Genomic DNA, 14,369 nt, shown 5'->3' on the forward strand with positions numbered 1-14,369 from the left:
ACACTTCCGAAGATTTTACCTCACGGAAGTGTTTTTTCTGTTTTAGGATGGATTCGTAAGGCTGATAAGCTCCGCTTGCGTTCTGACATTGAAATCAAAGCGGTAGCCAGGGCGATAATAATGAAACATCCGCCGACGGTTGCATTGGATTCTACGGTAGATTGCTCAATCACAAAACCGCCGATGGCAGAACCGAACGCAATACCAAAGTGAAGCGCCGTGTTATTCAGGCTTTGCTGGATATCCGACGTTTCAGCAGTGGAGGATTCGATAAGATAGCTTTGCATCGCGGGTGTAATGGCCCAGCTCAGCATGCTCCAGATAATCATCACGCTCAAGAAAAACGGAAGGGAAAACGTTGTATAAGGAATAACGAACATCGTAAACCCGAAAAGGATGATAAATCCAATAATAGAGCGTTTCGTACCCAAACGGTCAGCAAGAAAACCTCCAACACCTCCGCCAGCTACCGCCGCACAGCCAAAGACGAGATAAACAATGCTTACCCACGTTCCGTTCAGGCCAAGGGCTGTTTTTAAGAAGGGTGTTAAATATCCATAAAGCGTCAAGTGGCCGGCCAAAAAGAGGAAGGACGTTAACTGGCCGAACAGAAGCTTTCGGTTTTTCAGCGTCTTTATCTGTATCATAAGGGAAACAGCAGGTTTTGAAGCCATTTGCTCCATAAAAAAGTAAACCCCAGCTATGGAAAGCAGCGTCAATCCGGCGATCAAAATAAAAGGAGCACGCCAGCCGAATGCATTTCCAAGCATTAATCCGATCGGAACTCCAAGCACGAGCGAGGCACTGATTCCCATGAAAACGACACCGATGGCACGAGCACGATATTTTTCAGATACGATATTAGATGCGATTGTGATGCACAGAACAACCAGCAGAGAGCCGCTTGCCGCTGATAGGATTCGAGCAATCAAGAGCACACTGTATGTCGGGCTGAAGATCGCAATGCCGTTTCCGGCAAAAAACACGAGCAGTGTCAGCAGGGTAAGGCGTTTTCTTTCTACTTTAGATGTCATCATAAGAAGAAGAGGTGAGGCGACCGCAAAAACAAGCGAAAATGCTGTGATCAGAAAACCGGCATGGCCGATGCTGACATGTAAGTCTTCCGCCACGAGATCAAGTATTCCGCCAATGATCAATTCAACCATACCTACAACAAAAGATACGATGGTCAATAAGTAAACACGTTTATTCATAGCTATTCATCCTTTTGTGAAAAAGTTACCACTGTAATAGTAACATTTATAAAAAGAAAAACAAGATAAAAGTTTGTTTGTACATAAATTGGAAAGGACTGTGTTATGATTTACATAGTGATTAAAGTCAAGGAGTCAAAAACATGCTGCAGCAATTCGGATTTACTCAATATGAAAGCCAGGTTTATCAATCCTTAATCACCGAGGATCAGCCGCTGGATGCTACCGGTATTGTCAAACGTTCTGGAGTTCCCCGTTCCAAAGTGTATGAGGTGCTTCACCGTCTGGCGGAAAAAGGAATGATCATGGAATCAACGGTGGAAAAAAAGCGGCTGTATACCGCACTGCCGATCGAGGCAACGATTAAAAAGCTCAAAGCCGACTTTGAGGCCAATGTACAGCAGCTTAGAGAAGCACAGATAAAAAAAACAGTAACCGACGACCGGGTGTGGACGCTGAAAGACAATCAATCCATCCAATCTGTCCTGCAAGGTCTGCTGCAGGGAGCGGAACAATCCATTATCATTTCTGGGTGGGCGGATGACTTAACAGGCTATCTCCCATTACTGGAAGAGAAATGTAAAAACGGGCTTTCAGTAAAAATTCATGTGATCGGTGAACTCTCCACGGAAATTCCGGACGTCTCGACCTTAATACCAGATACGCAGCACGGAACGTTGGAGAGAAGCCGGATCCTGATCGTGGACGAAGAGGAGATGCTCTTTGCTGGGATGGAAGATACGGCCTGGCAAGCCATTCGGACGAAATCACGTCCTCTCGTCAAATTCTTCGCGGAATTCTTTTATCATGATGTGGCACTAACAGAAATCACAAGAAAATACAAAGACACCGTCATGAAGGATGAAGCTGTAAGGAATGTTCTGTTGAACTTAAGATATTAGCTCTGTTAGTCAATGTTGTTGATTTCTGGTGGGGCGGATTGAACCGCCTTCGGAAAAACAGAAGGGTAAAAGCAAGCTTTTTCCCGTCTGCTTTTCTGGCGCTTCATTTGTTTCACAAATCAGCAGGCTCTTATCATTCGCCTGCTATCACCCCTTATTATTGGGAAAAAACTTGAGGGACTCTTTTAAGCATCAGTTTGCGAAGCCCATTAAGATTGAAAATCCACAATATGCTTTTGTAAAGCCAAGATATAATAAGAATAATAGCTCCTGCATAGCAGGGGCTATTTATTTGGAGAAATTTAACGAATTGAAAATGTCCCAAATAGGGTAAAGACTCCTATAACGAAAATCAGACAGGAGATGTTATTTTGGAGAATCAGAAGCCAGTGATCGGGATTACATGCTCAACAAAGGACATAGGAGGTCAGGAAACGGCCTATTTGCACTATAGCTATGCTACTTCTGTTATGAAGGCGGGTGGTGTTCCAGTCATACTTCCTATGGGTGACAAAGAAACGGTGAAAGAATGGGCAGCCCTGTGTGATGGCATACTGCTCAGCGGGGGAGAGGACATGGATCCACTGCAAATTGGAGCAGAACCGCATCCTAATCTTGGAAAAGTCATTCCGGAACGAGACGAAACAGAAATCAACCTCATCAACTATGCACAGAATAATAATATTCCTATCTTTGCGATCTGCCGGGGAATTCAGGTATTGAACGGAGCTTTGGGTGGCACGCTGGTGCAGGATCTAAATGAAGAGAGAGAGGATGTCATTAAACATTATCAGGACGGTGCGCGTTCGGCTGCCACTCATTCCATCAGCGTAGATAAAGGTACGCTTTTATCCGAAATTCTTGGAACTGAGGATATATCGGTTAATAGTTTTCATCATGGGGCAGTAGATGAAGTGGCACCGGGCTTAAAAGCTGCGGCCTATGCTTCAGACGGAGTGATTGAAGCTTTAGAAAGCACGGATCTAGAGAAAAGCTGGATGCTAGCAGTTCAATGGCATCCGGAAGATATGACAGAAGTAAGTGATGAAATGCATCAATTGTTTGTTCATTTCGTGCAAAAATGCCATGAGTTGTTGGAGAAGGAACAGCCCGCTCTCTAATCAGTAATGTATTAATAGGAAATCAGGTCATAAAAAAAGAGCTGTTCATCAGCTCTTTTTTTAGTTTCCTTTAGGGGGGACGAACAGTGAGAGATGTTGTTTCAGCACATTTGCTTGAAACGGAAGAGGCTCGCCTTCATCTCCATCAATATTGACCACAAGCTGTTCTGAAGCGGAAACCTTCAGTGAAGCCGACTTGATATATTCCACATCATTGTGTTCTTGTAGCTCACCCTTGATCAGTTTTGGGATGATGTTTAACGTACCAGGAAAAGAAATGTTTTTGACCACGTAAATATGAAAGATCCCGTCATTCACCTTCGCATGAGGCGCAAGCTTTTCAAAACCTCCTACGGAATTGGTAAGTGCGGTAATTAATAAATACGCTTTTCCCTCCCATTCGCCTTGATCATGCGAGATGGTCAAGGCGAATGGTGTTTTATTAATGATAGCCTTCATTCCTTCCACAAAATAAGCAAACGGCCCGAGCAGTGTTTTTTGCTCTGTACTCACGTTGTAGGAGGCTTCGGCAATGGCTCCCACCGCCAGAACATTCATAAAGTGTCTGTCATTGATCTTACCGATATCTGCTTTTTTAAAGTGCTGGGAAGGAAGAATCTTTATAGCTTCAGAAGGGTCAAGCGGAATGTTCAGCGCTCTTGCGAAATCGTTGACCGTACCGAGCGGAATGATTCCAAAATCGGGCCGGTGCTCTTGTTCAGCGAGTCCGTTGACTGCCTCACTAACTGTACCATCTCCGCCCATGGATACTACGGTATCATAGTGAAGTTCACATGCTTTTCTTGCAAACTCCTCAGCGTCGCCTTCTTTTCTTGTTTCACTAACGGTCACTTCCTCATGAAATTTTTGAAGTGTTCGTTCCGCCTCCGGAAGAAGATCCTTCGCTTGTTCCTTTCCAGAAGAAGGATTCAAGATAATCATCGCCTTTGTCATAGGCCCCCCCTTTTTCTACTGTATTCCTAAATAAGAGAGTACCCGTTACGGGTTGATTTCTAACTTGCAGGGGCAGTAAAGCTTTCGGGTACACTGGCCCTTTCATGAAAGGAAAAAGATGTTCTCTGTCGAATGAAAGAAGGTAGTGGATGTCGAAAGGGAGTATCACATGGAATTTACCATTAATAAAGAGTATTTGAGCCAAGCTGTTTCGGATGTCAGTAAAGCGGTATCGGCACGGACAACATTGCCGATTCTATCTGGAATAAAGATAGCTGCTGACTATAACCGCCTTACCCTGACCGGAAGCAATGCTGAGATCGTGATTGAGCGTGTGCTGCATTCCGATGTGCAAGGGGAGAGCATGATGGCAGTACATAAAACCGGAAGTATAGTTGTTTCTGCAAAATATTTAAATGACCTTATCAAAAAACTGCCGGGTGATCTGCTGGTTAAGGTTGGGGAAAATCATTCGGTATCCATTCAATCAGAAGATATTGTTGTATCACTAAAAGGATTTCATGCAGGGGAGTTTCCTCGCCTCACGATGTCACAGCCTGAAGCCAGCCATAAGTTACCAGGCACCGTTCTAGCTGATATGATCAAACGAACGATGTTTGCTGTCAGTAAAAATGGAGCACGGCCTGTCCTGACGGGTGTGCATTTTGTCTTTGATCAAAATTTTTTCTGCAGCACCGCTACCGACTCTCTGAGACTGGCAACCTATAAACGCAATATCGGCGCCAATTTGACCGGCTCATTTATCGTGCCTCAGCCTGCTCTGCATGAGTTTTTAAAGCTAATGGGGAGCTACACGGGTGAAGTCACCTTAAAGCTTACTGAAAGCTATATTGAGTTTTCAACCGATGTTTTTTCTTTTTATTCGAGGCTCATTGCCGGAAAGTATCCAAACACGGCATCCTTGATTCCGAACGAATTTAAAACGGTTATTACTTTGCAGGCCAGTGATTTCTTAAAAGGAATTGACCGGGCAGCATTGTTTGCAGGGGAGTGGAAAAATAATAATGTGAATCTAACCCTTCTGGAGGGGAAAAAGCTCGGGATCTCTTCCCGATCTATGGAATCAGGCACCATCCATGAGATCCAGAACATTAACAGTTTAGAAGGCGAGGAAGAACTCAGTATTTCTCTTGATGGGAAGTTTCTGACGGAAGCTCTGCGCGGAATAAAAGATGAAGAAATCAAAATCAGTTTCAGCGGGTCCATGAAGCCTGTTTTGATCGAATCTGTTTCTGATTCTCCTTATCAGCATCTTATTTCTCCCGTGAGAGCGTATTGATGGGGAGAAGAGGGTTTGCTCTTGGGGTTTGGAAGGCGGATTGTCGTTTACCCGCTAAAACAAGTGATTTACCCGCCGAAACGAAGCAAATACCCGCCAAAATAAAAAAATACCCGCGGAAATAGGACGTTTACCCGCCAAAACCTTATTATAATAAACTAGCGGATAATCAATACAAAAAGCACCGGCGCTCTGAAGTGACCCCGAAAAGTTAGAGTTTTTACTCTAACTTTTGGGGTGCAGTATACTCCCGGTGCTTTTTCCGCTTATTTCACTTTCACATTTGCAGCATTCTCGTAAACTTCCAGCGCTTCTTTTACACTCGCATTCTTACGGACAATCTCATGGATCGCCTGAATCATGGCGCCTGGATGCTCTGACTGCCAGATGTTTCTGCCCATATCAACGCCGGCTGCGCCTTCCTGCATGGCGTTATACGTCAGATTTAATGCATCCTTCATGGTATCCAGCTTAGGTCCGCCAGCGATGACTACTGGAACGGGGCAAGTGCCCGTCACTTTTTCAAAGTTTTCGCAGTAATAGGTTTTAATAATATCAGCGCCCATTTCTGCACCGATTCGAGAGGCTAGGGCCAGGAAGCGTGCTTCGCGCTTTTGCAGTTCCTTTGCAACAGCAGTAATCGCAAGGACAGGTATGCCGTAGTCGTGAGCTTCGGTTACAACAGAGGCCAAGTTTGAAACGGTTTGAGTTTCATAGTCTGAGCCCACAAAGATCGAAACACCAACGCCTACGACATTATGGCGGATCGCTTCTTTCATCGGAGTGACAATATGTTCATTAGCCAAATCCTTGCCCACTACACTAGGGCCACCTGATACCCTCATTAACACTGGTTTTTCACAGTTTTCAGGTATGCAGGCAGAGAGGGCTCCTCTTGTCGCAAATAAGGAATCTGTATAGGAGAGCAGCTCTTTTACGGTTTCTCCCGGTTTCTCTAGCCCGTGAATAGGACCCAGGAAATAACCGTGATCAATGGCAAGCATGACTGCTTTTCCCTCAGGCAGTATTTGATTCATTCGGTTTTTTAATCCCCAACTCATATGATCACTCCTTCTCAAGATCTGGATTGTCTACAACAACAGAATCTTTTTCTTGTATATGCGGTGATTTAATAAATACAGCTTTAAAATTTTGTTGAGATTGATTGATGAGATAGTGAGCTTCGTTTGGCCGGACTTGAAGCATGTCACCAGTTTTGGCAGGCACTCGCACACCATCAATATAGAAATCTATGGAACCTTCTAGTACATAAAAAATTTCTTCGCATGTCGTATGATAGTGATTTGGGAAATCCTGGTCAGGCTTCAGCACGACGACACCAAGGTCTACATTTGGACCTTTCGTTAAATATTTAGGGCCATGATCTCCGAAGCGGAATTCATTTTCTGCCTCATTCACTTTCAGCAAAACAGCCACCCCTTTTCCTCTGTATTTATGACGGTCAAACAGAACCAGGTGCTTTCCACATATGATGGGTCAGCCCTTGGTCAGAGAGTGCCAGATGCTCCTTGTATACGGCCTGCCAATTCTCAAAAATCTTCGCATAAAGGATATGATTTTCTTTATTTGGTTCATATGTGTTCTCCCATTGAACGATTTCAAGGGCAGCTTTTTCAATGGATGAGTAAATGCCCGCTCCATAACCAGCGACGATCGCTGTTCCGAGGGCGGCAGCTTCCTTCACAAGCGGAACCTTCACCTTGACTCCGAGCACGTCAGAAAGGATCTGGCACCAAAGCTTGCCTTTAGAAGCTCCTCCGGCAAAAATGACTTCATCGGGATAGTAGCCGGTGTGCTCCTGTATCATTTTTAAGTTTCCCAAGGTCACCAGGGCTGCATTTTCTTCAATCGCCCGGAACAACTCCTTTTTGCCGCAGCGCTCGGGATCGAGAGAAAGATTCGTAAAAGAAGGGGAGGCATGGCGCCAGGAAATAAAGTTCATCACATCTGAAAAAATAGGCATGATGCCATAAGAGCCCACAGGAACTTCAGCTGCCTGTTCTTCCAGCAATTCATAGGGGTCTCTTCCAAGCTCTCTTGCACGATTCTTTTCTTCTGTACAAAAGGCATCCCGAAACCAGCGCATAACGAGGCCAGGGAAGAAGACTATGGTTTCATACTGCCAAAGATGGGACACAGCATGACAATTGATTCGTATGCGCTGTTTAGGATCGGGGACAGGGGCAGTGACGTTAACTTCTTGCTGCCAAAAGCTTCCTCCGGAAACAAGGGTCTGACCTTCCTTCACTACTCCAACACCTACGGAGGCGAGCTGAGCATCACCTCCACCTGAAAATACGGCTGTACCTTCAGCCAATCCGGTGAACTTTGCAGTTTCAGCTGCAACATGCCCAAGTAATGTTCCTGCTTCATGGACAGGTGGGAATAGGCTGCTCTTCATTCCGCATTCCTTGGTAATCTGCTCATCCCAAGTGCGTTCTTTTATATTAAAGATGCCGCTTGTGCAGCCATTGGAAGGGTCGGCTTGCAGTTTTCCGCAAAGCTTATAGAGGAGCCAATCATTAAGCATCGTGATGGCCGCTGTCTCATTATAGATTTCAGGCTGATTTTTCTTGATCCATAAAAGACGAGGCAATGCTCCCAGCGCAAAGGTTTGGCCGGAAAGGCTGTACAGGTCTTCTTCAATAAGTGGGCGAAGCTGTTTTAAATCTGTCACTTCTTCTGAAGCACGTGAGTCCACGTTGGAGCATGCCCAAATTTCCTGGCCGTCTTTGTTGTAAAGAACAAAACCTTCCCGCATGCTTGTTGCACTGATTCCTTTTATACATTGAGGTGTGATTTCGGCTTGCTGCACGGCATCTTTTATGCATTCCACAGCTATTCTCCAGTTCTCTTTTACATCAAAATTCATAGAGCCGGGAAAGCGCGGATCTGCCGGATGATCCCATTCCTGCTGTGACAATGACAGTTGATTGCCTTTCGTATCGAATAAAACCGCACGAATACTACCCGTTCCTGCATCAAGTGCTAGGATGGCATCCATTCTTTTTTTGTCGCCTCCTTCTGCATTAATTGAATAGCACTTTCTTCATCCGTGATTAAAGTTTGAACATATCCGCCTTTCAATGCCCCGTAAATGGCATCGATTTTCGTTTGTCCTCCTGCTACTCCGACCACACTTTTCATTCCTTTTAGTTTAGAGATGGGTATTCCAATTCTGCGTTCATGGTGAGGGAGAGTGAGGAGTTCTCCGGCAGCATTGTAAAATAGGCCGAGGATATCGCCGACTCCATTCTGTTTCTTGATTGTCGTCATTTCTTTTAAGGTTATTTTTTCTTCTTTAATAATGGTGGCATCTGATGACAATCCGCCTATTCCGACGAGCATGACAGAAGAAACACCTGCAAGCTCGAGGATATCGCTCACAGCAGGCTCGGAAAGAATGCTTGAGGCCATTTGTTGAGAGGAGGCAAGAAATGGTGCCGGGATAATATGAAACCGGCCCTGAAATTTGCTAAGCCCGCCATCAAGAGAATAATTTTTCTTTTGAAAATAATAGTTTACTCCGCCAGTCAGCGTAACAATGGATACATTGGCTGCCGGGTCAAGTGACAGGTGCTGCAGTGTACGGGTAACGGCTTCACCCCAGCCAATCCCGAGAAGCTGTTCGGAAGTCAAGGTGCTTTCAAGGTATTGTGCTGCCGCTTTTGCTAAGGAGTCTGACAGGTTGGAAGCAGGAGTTGGAATAATGAAGGCATCGGAGAGACCAAATGTTTCTATAACATCTCTTTCGGTGCTCAAACAGTTGATTCCGTTCCCTCGAATGTTAAATTGAACAATTCCGTCAGAACGGGCTTTTTCCAGCATACGGACGATCTTGTTTCGGGAAAGATCCAGCAGTTCGGCAATTTCATTTTGTGTCAGGTTGTTTTTATAGTAGTGCCAGGCTACTTTTACGATTAAATTCTCCTCATAAGTGGACCTTTTCATGAGTTTCATCCTTTCCACATATGACCGTTGCTTCAACATATGTTCCTCCAAAAATGATTATGCCCGCTATTCAACGTGTGAAAATGGGTTCTAAGGAATCATTTGCTAAGATAAAATGCTACAAATACCACTTATTCTTTCCCAACAAAAATTAGCGGCAATAAAAATTGTTTGATTGAAAGGCAGGTGAATCCAATGGGTGAAGAATCCCTGTTACAAATGTCTGAGATCAAAAAGCAATTTTCTGAGAATCTGGTTTTGAAAGGCGTGGACATGAGTGTATTATCCGGCCACATTCATGCTTTGATTGGTGGAAATGGAGCAGGAAAGTCTACTCTAATGAAAATCATAACCGGGCTGTATCAAGCAGATTCCGGGCAATTGCTGATGAAAGGGGAGCAGGTCCATTTCAACTCTCCGGCAGAAGCACATAAGAAAGGCATTTATCTCGTTCCGCAAGAACCTTTAATCTTTCCGAATATGTCAGTGGAGGAAAACATTTCGATTGGCCTCAAACAGCCGAAAAAGAACGTTAAACAAAAGATTAGGGAACTTAATACTAGACTTGGCTGGAATTTGGATCTTTCTCGATTGGCATCGACGCTCTCCATTGCCGAGCAGCAGCTGGTTGAATTGCTGAGAGGCCTTATGCGTGATGCTGAGCTGCTGATTCTGGATGAGCCGACCTCCACACTAACCCACCATGAAATATCAAGCCTGTTCAGAATTGTTAAACAGCTGGCAAGCAGCGGAAAGGGAATTGTATATATTACTCACCGCTTTTCGGAAATCTTCGAGCTTGCCCATCATATATCCGTTTTGCGTGACGGAGTGATCAGTGCTTCAGGCCCTGTTTCTCAGTTTTCCTATGAAAAGCTGGTTCAGAACCTTATGCCTGAAGGAAAAACATTTGATTCAAAAGCTTCAGTCAGTCCTTGTAGACAGGAAGGAAAGGCAGAGGACAAAACTCCAATTTTGTCTGTAAAAAATCTATTTGGCAAGCGGTTTCGTTCTGTGTCGTTCACTGTTTGCAAGGGTGAAGTGGTAGGAATAGCAGGAATCGTTGGGGCAGGGAGAACTGAACTAGCTGAAGCGATTTTTGGCATATCACAGTGCGCTTCAGGAGAAGTTTGTCTTGAAGGCGAAGATATTTCAACTTTATCTGTCAGAAAGCGGATCGACAGAGGCCTCGTTTATATACCGGAGGATCGATATGCACACGGTATATTTTCAATTGCATCGTTAAAAGGAAATTTAACCTCAGCCATACTTCATAAGGGAAAAGGATGGATCATTCCATTTAAGCAAGAACAAAAGATAGCGGAACAGTACATCAGCCAGCTTAATGTGAAGGCGTTAAATTGCCGCCAGTCTGCCGAGTCCTTATCAGGAGGAAATCAGCAGAAAATTGTATTAGGAAAGTATCTGGCTGCCAAGCCAAAGGTAATCTTGTTTGATGAGCCTACTAGAGGAATAGATGCGAGTGCACGGCTGGATATCTATGAATTGATTTCAGAGCTGAAGAAAGAGGGAATCAGTATCGTTCTCATTTCATCGGATCCAGAAGAAATTATGGCGTTGAGTGACCATGTTTGGGTGATGCACGAAGGAAAGCTGGTCAAAAAACTGGAGGACGATGCCATTACACTGGATCAGATTACGAGTGCTTCCTTTGGTGTGGAAGAGGAGGTAACTGCTCCATGAAACTCCTATTGAGATTGATGCAAATCCGAGAGGCATCTATCTTATTGTTCATTCTTTTATTTGTAGGCTGTATAGGTCTTGTAAACCCTGCATTTACAAGTGGGGATTCCCTCGGTTTGATTTTGAAGTCCAGTATGATTCTTCTCGTTTTGGCAGTCGGCCAATCGTTTGTCTTAATAACCGCAAATATTGACGTATCAGTGGGTTCTACTATGGGACTTTCTGCAGCGGTCTGCGGGATGATGCTTACTCATGGGGTGTCAGGATCTCTTTCAGCCGCCGCTGCTTTGCTTATCGGTTCATGTATTGGGGCTGCCAATGGTTTAGGCGTTTCGTTCTTTCGTATCCCGTCAATCATCATGACATTAGGGACTCTGGGAATTGTAAGAGGATATATGCTGTTTTATACAGAGGGTAAATGGATTGAGGATATTCCATTCTATTTTAAAAAACTGTCTTCAGCAGAATTTCTCGGGATTCAACTTCCGGTTTGTATTGGAATCATAGCCGCTGTAGTGGCCTATCTCTTTCTTACCAGATCCTCAGGGGGCCGATACTTTTATGCGGTAGGGGATAATGAGGCAGGAGCAAGGCTAATCGGTCTTCCTGTTAGATCCATTACAGTGCTGGCGTTTACTTTCTCCGGTTTATCGGCATCGATTGCCGCCTGCCTGTTTGTCATGAACATCGGTTTTGTGCCGAATCAAACCGGTACAGGAATTGAATTGCAGGTCATTGCGGCAGCCGTCCTTGGAGGTGTAAGTCTTTCAGGAGGCAAGGGTTCTTTGTTTGGTGCAGCTCTGGGAGCCATCTTTCTTGAGGTGATCAATAATTCTTTGGTCTTTCTGAAGGTTCCTGCCTACTGGAACAACGCCATATCCGGATTTCTTCTGCTTTTGATCGTAACAGGAGACAGCAGGTTTCAGCTCTGGCTGCAAAGCAATGGGAAAAAGAAACAGCAAGAACAGGAAAATATGAGCCGTTCTAAACTACCGAAGTCAGGAGAGGGCGGATATGAAGATAAAGTGGTTCTATAGATGGGAGTTCTTCCTCTTGCTTATATTCATTGTGGAAATCGGCATTTTCGGATGGCTTAGCCCAGGTTTTCTCAATGTGAACAATCTGTTGTTCAGTATGAATGATTTCATGTTTATCAGCATTGCAGCCATTCCAATGACACTCGTCATTATTTCAGGGGGAATTGATGTTTCGATCGGTTCTATCATGGGTCTTTGCTCTATTATTCTGGGAGTCTCCTGGTCTCACGGAGTGAATGTGTGGCTGGCGGTATTGATTGCAATCTCCTGCGGATTGGCTGCAGGTCTTCTTAATGGACTGATCATTCTATATAGCAGAGTAGAGCCGCTCGTGGTGACATTAGGCAGTATGTTTCTTTTTTCTGGATTAGCGCTTGTTATTTCCGGCGGATCAAAGGCATCAGGGTATGAGGGTATCAGTGGTTTTCCAGATGCCTTCGTACAGCTTGGCAATGGGAGTTTCATAGGTATTCCCAATCCGCTCTGGTTCTTGATCGGTATGACAGCTGTCTTTTGTACATTGCTCCATTTTACGAAATACGGAAGAAGTGTGTATCTTGTCGGCATTAACAGCAAGGCTGCATTCTATAGCGGTTTGCGAATCAAGTGGATATCGCTAAGCACGTATATCTTATCTGGATTGGGAGGTGGTTTAGGCGGCGTACTGCTAACATCTTACTTCAGTTCAGCTCGAGCAGATTTAGGTTCTGAAGCTGTATTGCCTGTCATTACTGCAGTGGTTCTGGGTGGAACGAGCATCATCGGCGGCAAAGGGTCGATTGCAGGTACCGTGATTGCCAGTATTGTTATCGGCTTTATGCAATATGGCCTTCAAATGATCGGTCTGACGAGTGAACAGGCGAGTATTGTAATTGGGGCTATGCTGATTATTTCAGTCATGGCAAGGCAAAGTTCCTATCAGAAAGTCAATCAATGGTTCAGGCAAAGTAAAACAAATTCTTCTGATCTTACGTACAAGGGGGAAATGAGATGAAAAGAAGAAGTGCCTTATCTTTGTTCCTTATTTTTGCATTAATGATTTCATTGATGGCTGCCTGCAGCAGCGGTGACAGTAAACCGAAGGCCAAAGAGGCAAAGGATGTTAAGCTGGCGTTCATCCCGAAGCTGACAGGTGTAGGGTTCTTCACGTCTGGTGGTGAAGGGGCCAAGGAAATGGCTGACAAACTTGGCGTCAAACTGAAATACGACGGACCTTCAGAAGCTACTGTTTCCGGGCAAGTAAAATACATTAACAGTTTTGTGAACCAGGGTTATGATGCGATCATGGTGTCTTCAACCTCAGTTGACGGCCTCTCTCAAACATTAAAGCGTGCAAAGCAAAAAGGAGTGAAGGTACTGACTTGGGATTCAGATGTAAATCCAAAGGACCGATCGTTCTATATCAATCAGGGAACACCGCAGCAGCTTGGCCAGCTTCTCATCGATATGACGGCTTCTCAGATTGGCGATAAAGGGAAAGTAGCTTTCTTCTATTCCAGTCCTACGGTTACTGATCAAAATCAATGGGTAAAGGAAGCGAAAGCCATTATCGCAAAAAAATATCCAGGATGGGAGATAGTCACAACTCAATACGGTGAAAATAACGCGCAGAAATCATTATCCGTGGGTGAGGGAATCTTGAAAACCTATCCTGATGTGGATGCGGTCATCTGTCCGGATGCTACTGCTCTGCCGGCCATGGCACAAGCCGCTGAAAACCTCAAAAAAGCCGGAAAGGTAACTGTCACTGGATTTTCAACACCAAATGTCATGCGTGATTTTGTTAAACGCGGTACCGTAAAACAATTCGGCTTATGGGATGTTAAACAGCAGGGAGCACTCGCTACCTACGTTTCCTACCTGATGACGGTCAAAGGCAAGACTCTCAAAGTAGGAGACTCGTTTGAAGTGCCGGGTATAGGAAAAGTAAAAATTGAGCCAAATACCATTCAGGGCTATGATTATCAATCCAAAGACAGTGGCATTATCTTGCTCCCTGAACGCGTCATATTCACGAAAGATAATATTGATAAGTACAAATTTTAATTCTGCAGTTAGGATTTGGAGGGAGTGTGGCAAAATTACCGTTTACCCTCCAAACAAGTGATTTACCCGCCGAATCGGAGGTAATACTCGCCAAAATAAAAAAATACCCGCTAAAACAG

The 14,369-nt window shown here is 44.6% G+C and carries 13 protein-coding genes; 7 read left to right on the top strand and 6 right to left on the bottom strand.

Annotated elements, in window-relative coordinates; all coding sequences use genetic code 11:
* Positions 1-20: 20 nt before the first annotated feature.
* Entirely contained in the window at positions 21-1,214 is a 1,194-nt protein-coding gene (locus AR335_RS20720) for an MFS transporter (protein ID WP_062239612.1), read from the bottom strand.
* Positions 1,215-1,357: 143 nt separating this feature from the next.
* Here AR335_RS20720 and AR335_RS20725 point away from each other — a divergent pair, with 143 nt between their 5' ends.
* A complete protein-coding gene (locus AR335_RS20725; protein WP_062239614.1) occupies positions 1,358-2,116 on the top strand; it encodes a TrmB family transcriptional regulator in 759 nt (252 codons plus the stop codon).
* Between the two features lie 371 nt (positions 2,117-2,487).
* Positions 2,488-3,237: a gamma-glutamyl-gamma-aminobutyrate hydrolase family protein gene (locus tag AR335_RS20730; protein WP_062239617.1), complete on the top strand. Its 750-nt coding sequence runs from the start codon at positions 2,488-2,490 to the stop codon at positions 3,235-3,237.
* 60 nt (positions 3,238-3,297) lie between these two features.
* Here the strand turns inward: AR335_RS20730 and AR335_RS20735 are convergent, their stop codons facing one another.
* The gene (locus AR335_RS20735; protein ID WP_062239620.1) at positions 3,298-4,191 is read right to left on the bottom strand and encodes a diacylglycerol/lipid kinase family protein; all 894 of its coding nucleotides are present in this window, start codon (positions 4,189-4,191) and stop codon (positions 3,298-3,300) included.
* 169 nt (positions 4,192-4,360) lie between these two features.
* Between AR335_RS20735 and dnaN the strand changes: the two genes are divergently transcribed.
* Positions 4,361-5,491, top strand: a complete 1,131-nt coding sequence (gene dnaN, locus AR335_RS20740; protein WP_062239622.1) for a DNA polymerase III subunit beta — start codon at positions 4,361-4,363, stop codon at positions 5,489-5,491.
* Positions 5,492-5,757: 266 nt separating this feature from the next.
* On the opposite strand, the gene lsrF is transcribed toward dnaN, so the two are convergent.
* Genes lsrF through AR335_RS20760 form a run of 4 tightly spaced genes read right to left on the bottom strand, consistent with a single transcriptional unit; the run spans position 5,758 to position 9,463 of the window.
* Positions 5,758-6,552 carry a 3-hydroxy-5-phosphonooxypentane-2,4-dione thiolase gene (gene lsrF / locus AR335_RS20745; protein ID WP_062239624.1) on the bottom strand — a complete coding sequence of 265 codons (795 nt, stop codon included), beginning with the start codon at positions 6,550-6,552 and terminating at the stop codon, positions 5,758-5,760.
* A gap of 4 nt (positions 6,553-6,556) precedes the next feature.
* Positions 6,557-6,919, bottom strand: coding sequence for a cupin domain-containing protein (locus AR335_RS20750; protein ID WP_062239627.1), 363 nt, complete (start codon positions 6,917-6,919; stop codon positions 6,557-6,559).
* Between the two features lie 34 nt (positions 6,920-6,953).
* Positions 6,954-8,516 (bottom strand): autoinducer-2 kinase, encoded by a 1,563-nt coding sequence (gene lsrK / locus AR335_RS20755; protein WP_062239640.1) that lies wholly within the window; start codon positions 8,514-8,516, stop codon positions 6,954-6,956.
* Positions 8,501-9,463 (bottom strand): sugar-binding transcriptional regulator, encoded by a 963-nt coding sequence (locus AR335_RS20760; protein WP_062239814.1) that lies wholly within the window; start codon positions 9,461-9,463, stop codon positions 8,501-8,503. The genes lsrK and AR335_RS20760 overlap by 16 nt, the downstream gene beginning before the upstream one ends.
* 195 nt (positions 9,464-9,658) lie before the next feature.
* Between AR335_RS20760 and AR335_RS20765 the strand changes: the two genes are divergently transcribed.
* The 4 genes from AR335_RS20765 to lsrB are packed head-to-tail and all read left to right on the top strand — an operon-like array spanning position 9,659 to position 14,250.
* Positions 9,659-11,167 carry a sugar ABC transporter ATP-binding protein gene (locus AR335_RS20765; RefSeq protein ID WP_062239643.1) on the top strand — a complete coding sequence of 503 codons (1,509 nt, stop codon included), beginning with the start codon at positions 9,659-9,661 and terminating at the stop codon, positions 11,165-11,167.
* Positions 11,164-12,204, top strand: coding sequence for an ABC transporter permease subunit (locus AR335_RS20770; protein ID WP_062239646.1), 1,041 nt, complete (start codon positions 11,164-11,166; stop codon positions 12,202-12,204). The genes AR335_RS20765 and AR335_RS20770 overlap by 4 nt, the downstream gene beginning before the upstream one ends.
* Entirely contained in the window at positions 12,188-13,198 is a 1,011-nt protein-coding gene (locus AR335_RS20775) for an ABC transporter permease (protein WP_369795869.1), read from the top strand. The genes AR335_RS20770 and AR335_RS20775 overlap by 17 nt, the downstream gene beginning before the upstream one ends.
* Entirely contained in the window at positions 13,195-14,250 is a 1,056-nt protein-coding gene (gene lsrB / locus AR335_RS20780) for an autoinducer 2 ABC transporter substrate-binding protein LsrB (RefSeq protein WP_053355053.1), read from the top strand. The genes AR335_RS20775 and lsrB overlap by 4 nt, the downstream gene beginning before the upstream one ends.
* The last annotated feature ends 119 nt before the right edge of the window (positions 14,251-14,369 follow it).

The organism is Fictibacillus sp. FJAT-27399 (assembly GCF_001510655.1).
Classification (GTDB): Bacteria; Bacillota; Bacilli; order Bacillales; family Fictibacillaceae; genus Fictibacillus_C; species Fictibacillus_C marinisediminis.

What these genes read in the sequence shown, in the direction of transcription:
- AR335_RS20770 (WP_062239646.1), top strand. Translation starts at nt 11,164, where the DNA reads ATGAAACTCCTATTGAGATTGATGCAAATCCGAGAGGCATCTATCTTA.
- lsrF (WP_062239624.1), bottom strand. Translation starts at nt 6,552, where the DNA reads ATGAGTTGGGGATTAAAAAACCGAATGAATCAAATACTGCCTGAGGGA.
- lsrK (WP_062239640.1), bottom strand. Translation starts at nt 8,516, where the DNA reads ATGGATGCCATCCTAGCACTTGATGCAGGAACGGGTAGTATTCGTGCG.
- AR335_RS20765 (WP_062239643.1), top strand. Translation starts at nt 9,659, where the DNA reads ATGGGTGAAGAATCCCTGTTACAAATGTCTGAGATCAAAAAGCAATTT.
- dnaN (WP_062239622.1), top strand. Translation starts at nt 4,361, where the DNA reads ATGGAATTTACCATTAATAAAGAGTATTTGAGCCAAGCTGTTTCGGAT.
- AR335_RS20760 (WP_062239814.1), bottom strand. Translation starts at nt 9,463, where the DNA reads ATGAAAAGGTCCACTTATGAGGAGAATTTAATCGTAAAAGTAGCCTGG.
- AR335_RS20725 (WP_062239614.1), top strand. Translation starts at nt 1,358, where the DNA reads ATGCTGCAGCAATTCGGATTTACTCAATATGAAAGCCAGGTTTATCAA.
- AR335_RS20720 (WP_062239612.1), bottom strand. Translation starts at nt 1,214, where the DNA reads ATGAATAAACGTGTTTACTTATTGACCATCGTATCTTTTGTTGTAGGT.
- lsrB (WP_053355053.1), top strand. Translation starts at nt 13,195, where the DNA reads ATGAAAAGAAGAAGTGCCTTATCTTTGTTCCTTATTTTTGCATTAATG.
- AR335_RS20735 (WP_062239620.1), bottom strand. Translation starts at nt 4,191, where the DNA reads ATGACAAAGGCGATGATTATCTTGAATCCTTCTTCTGGAAAGGAACAA.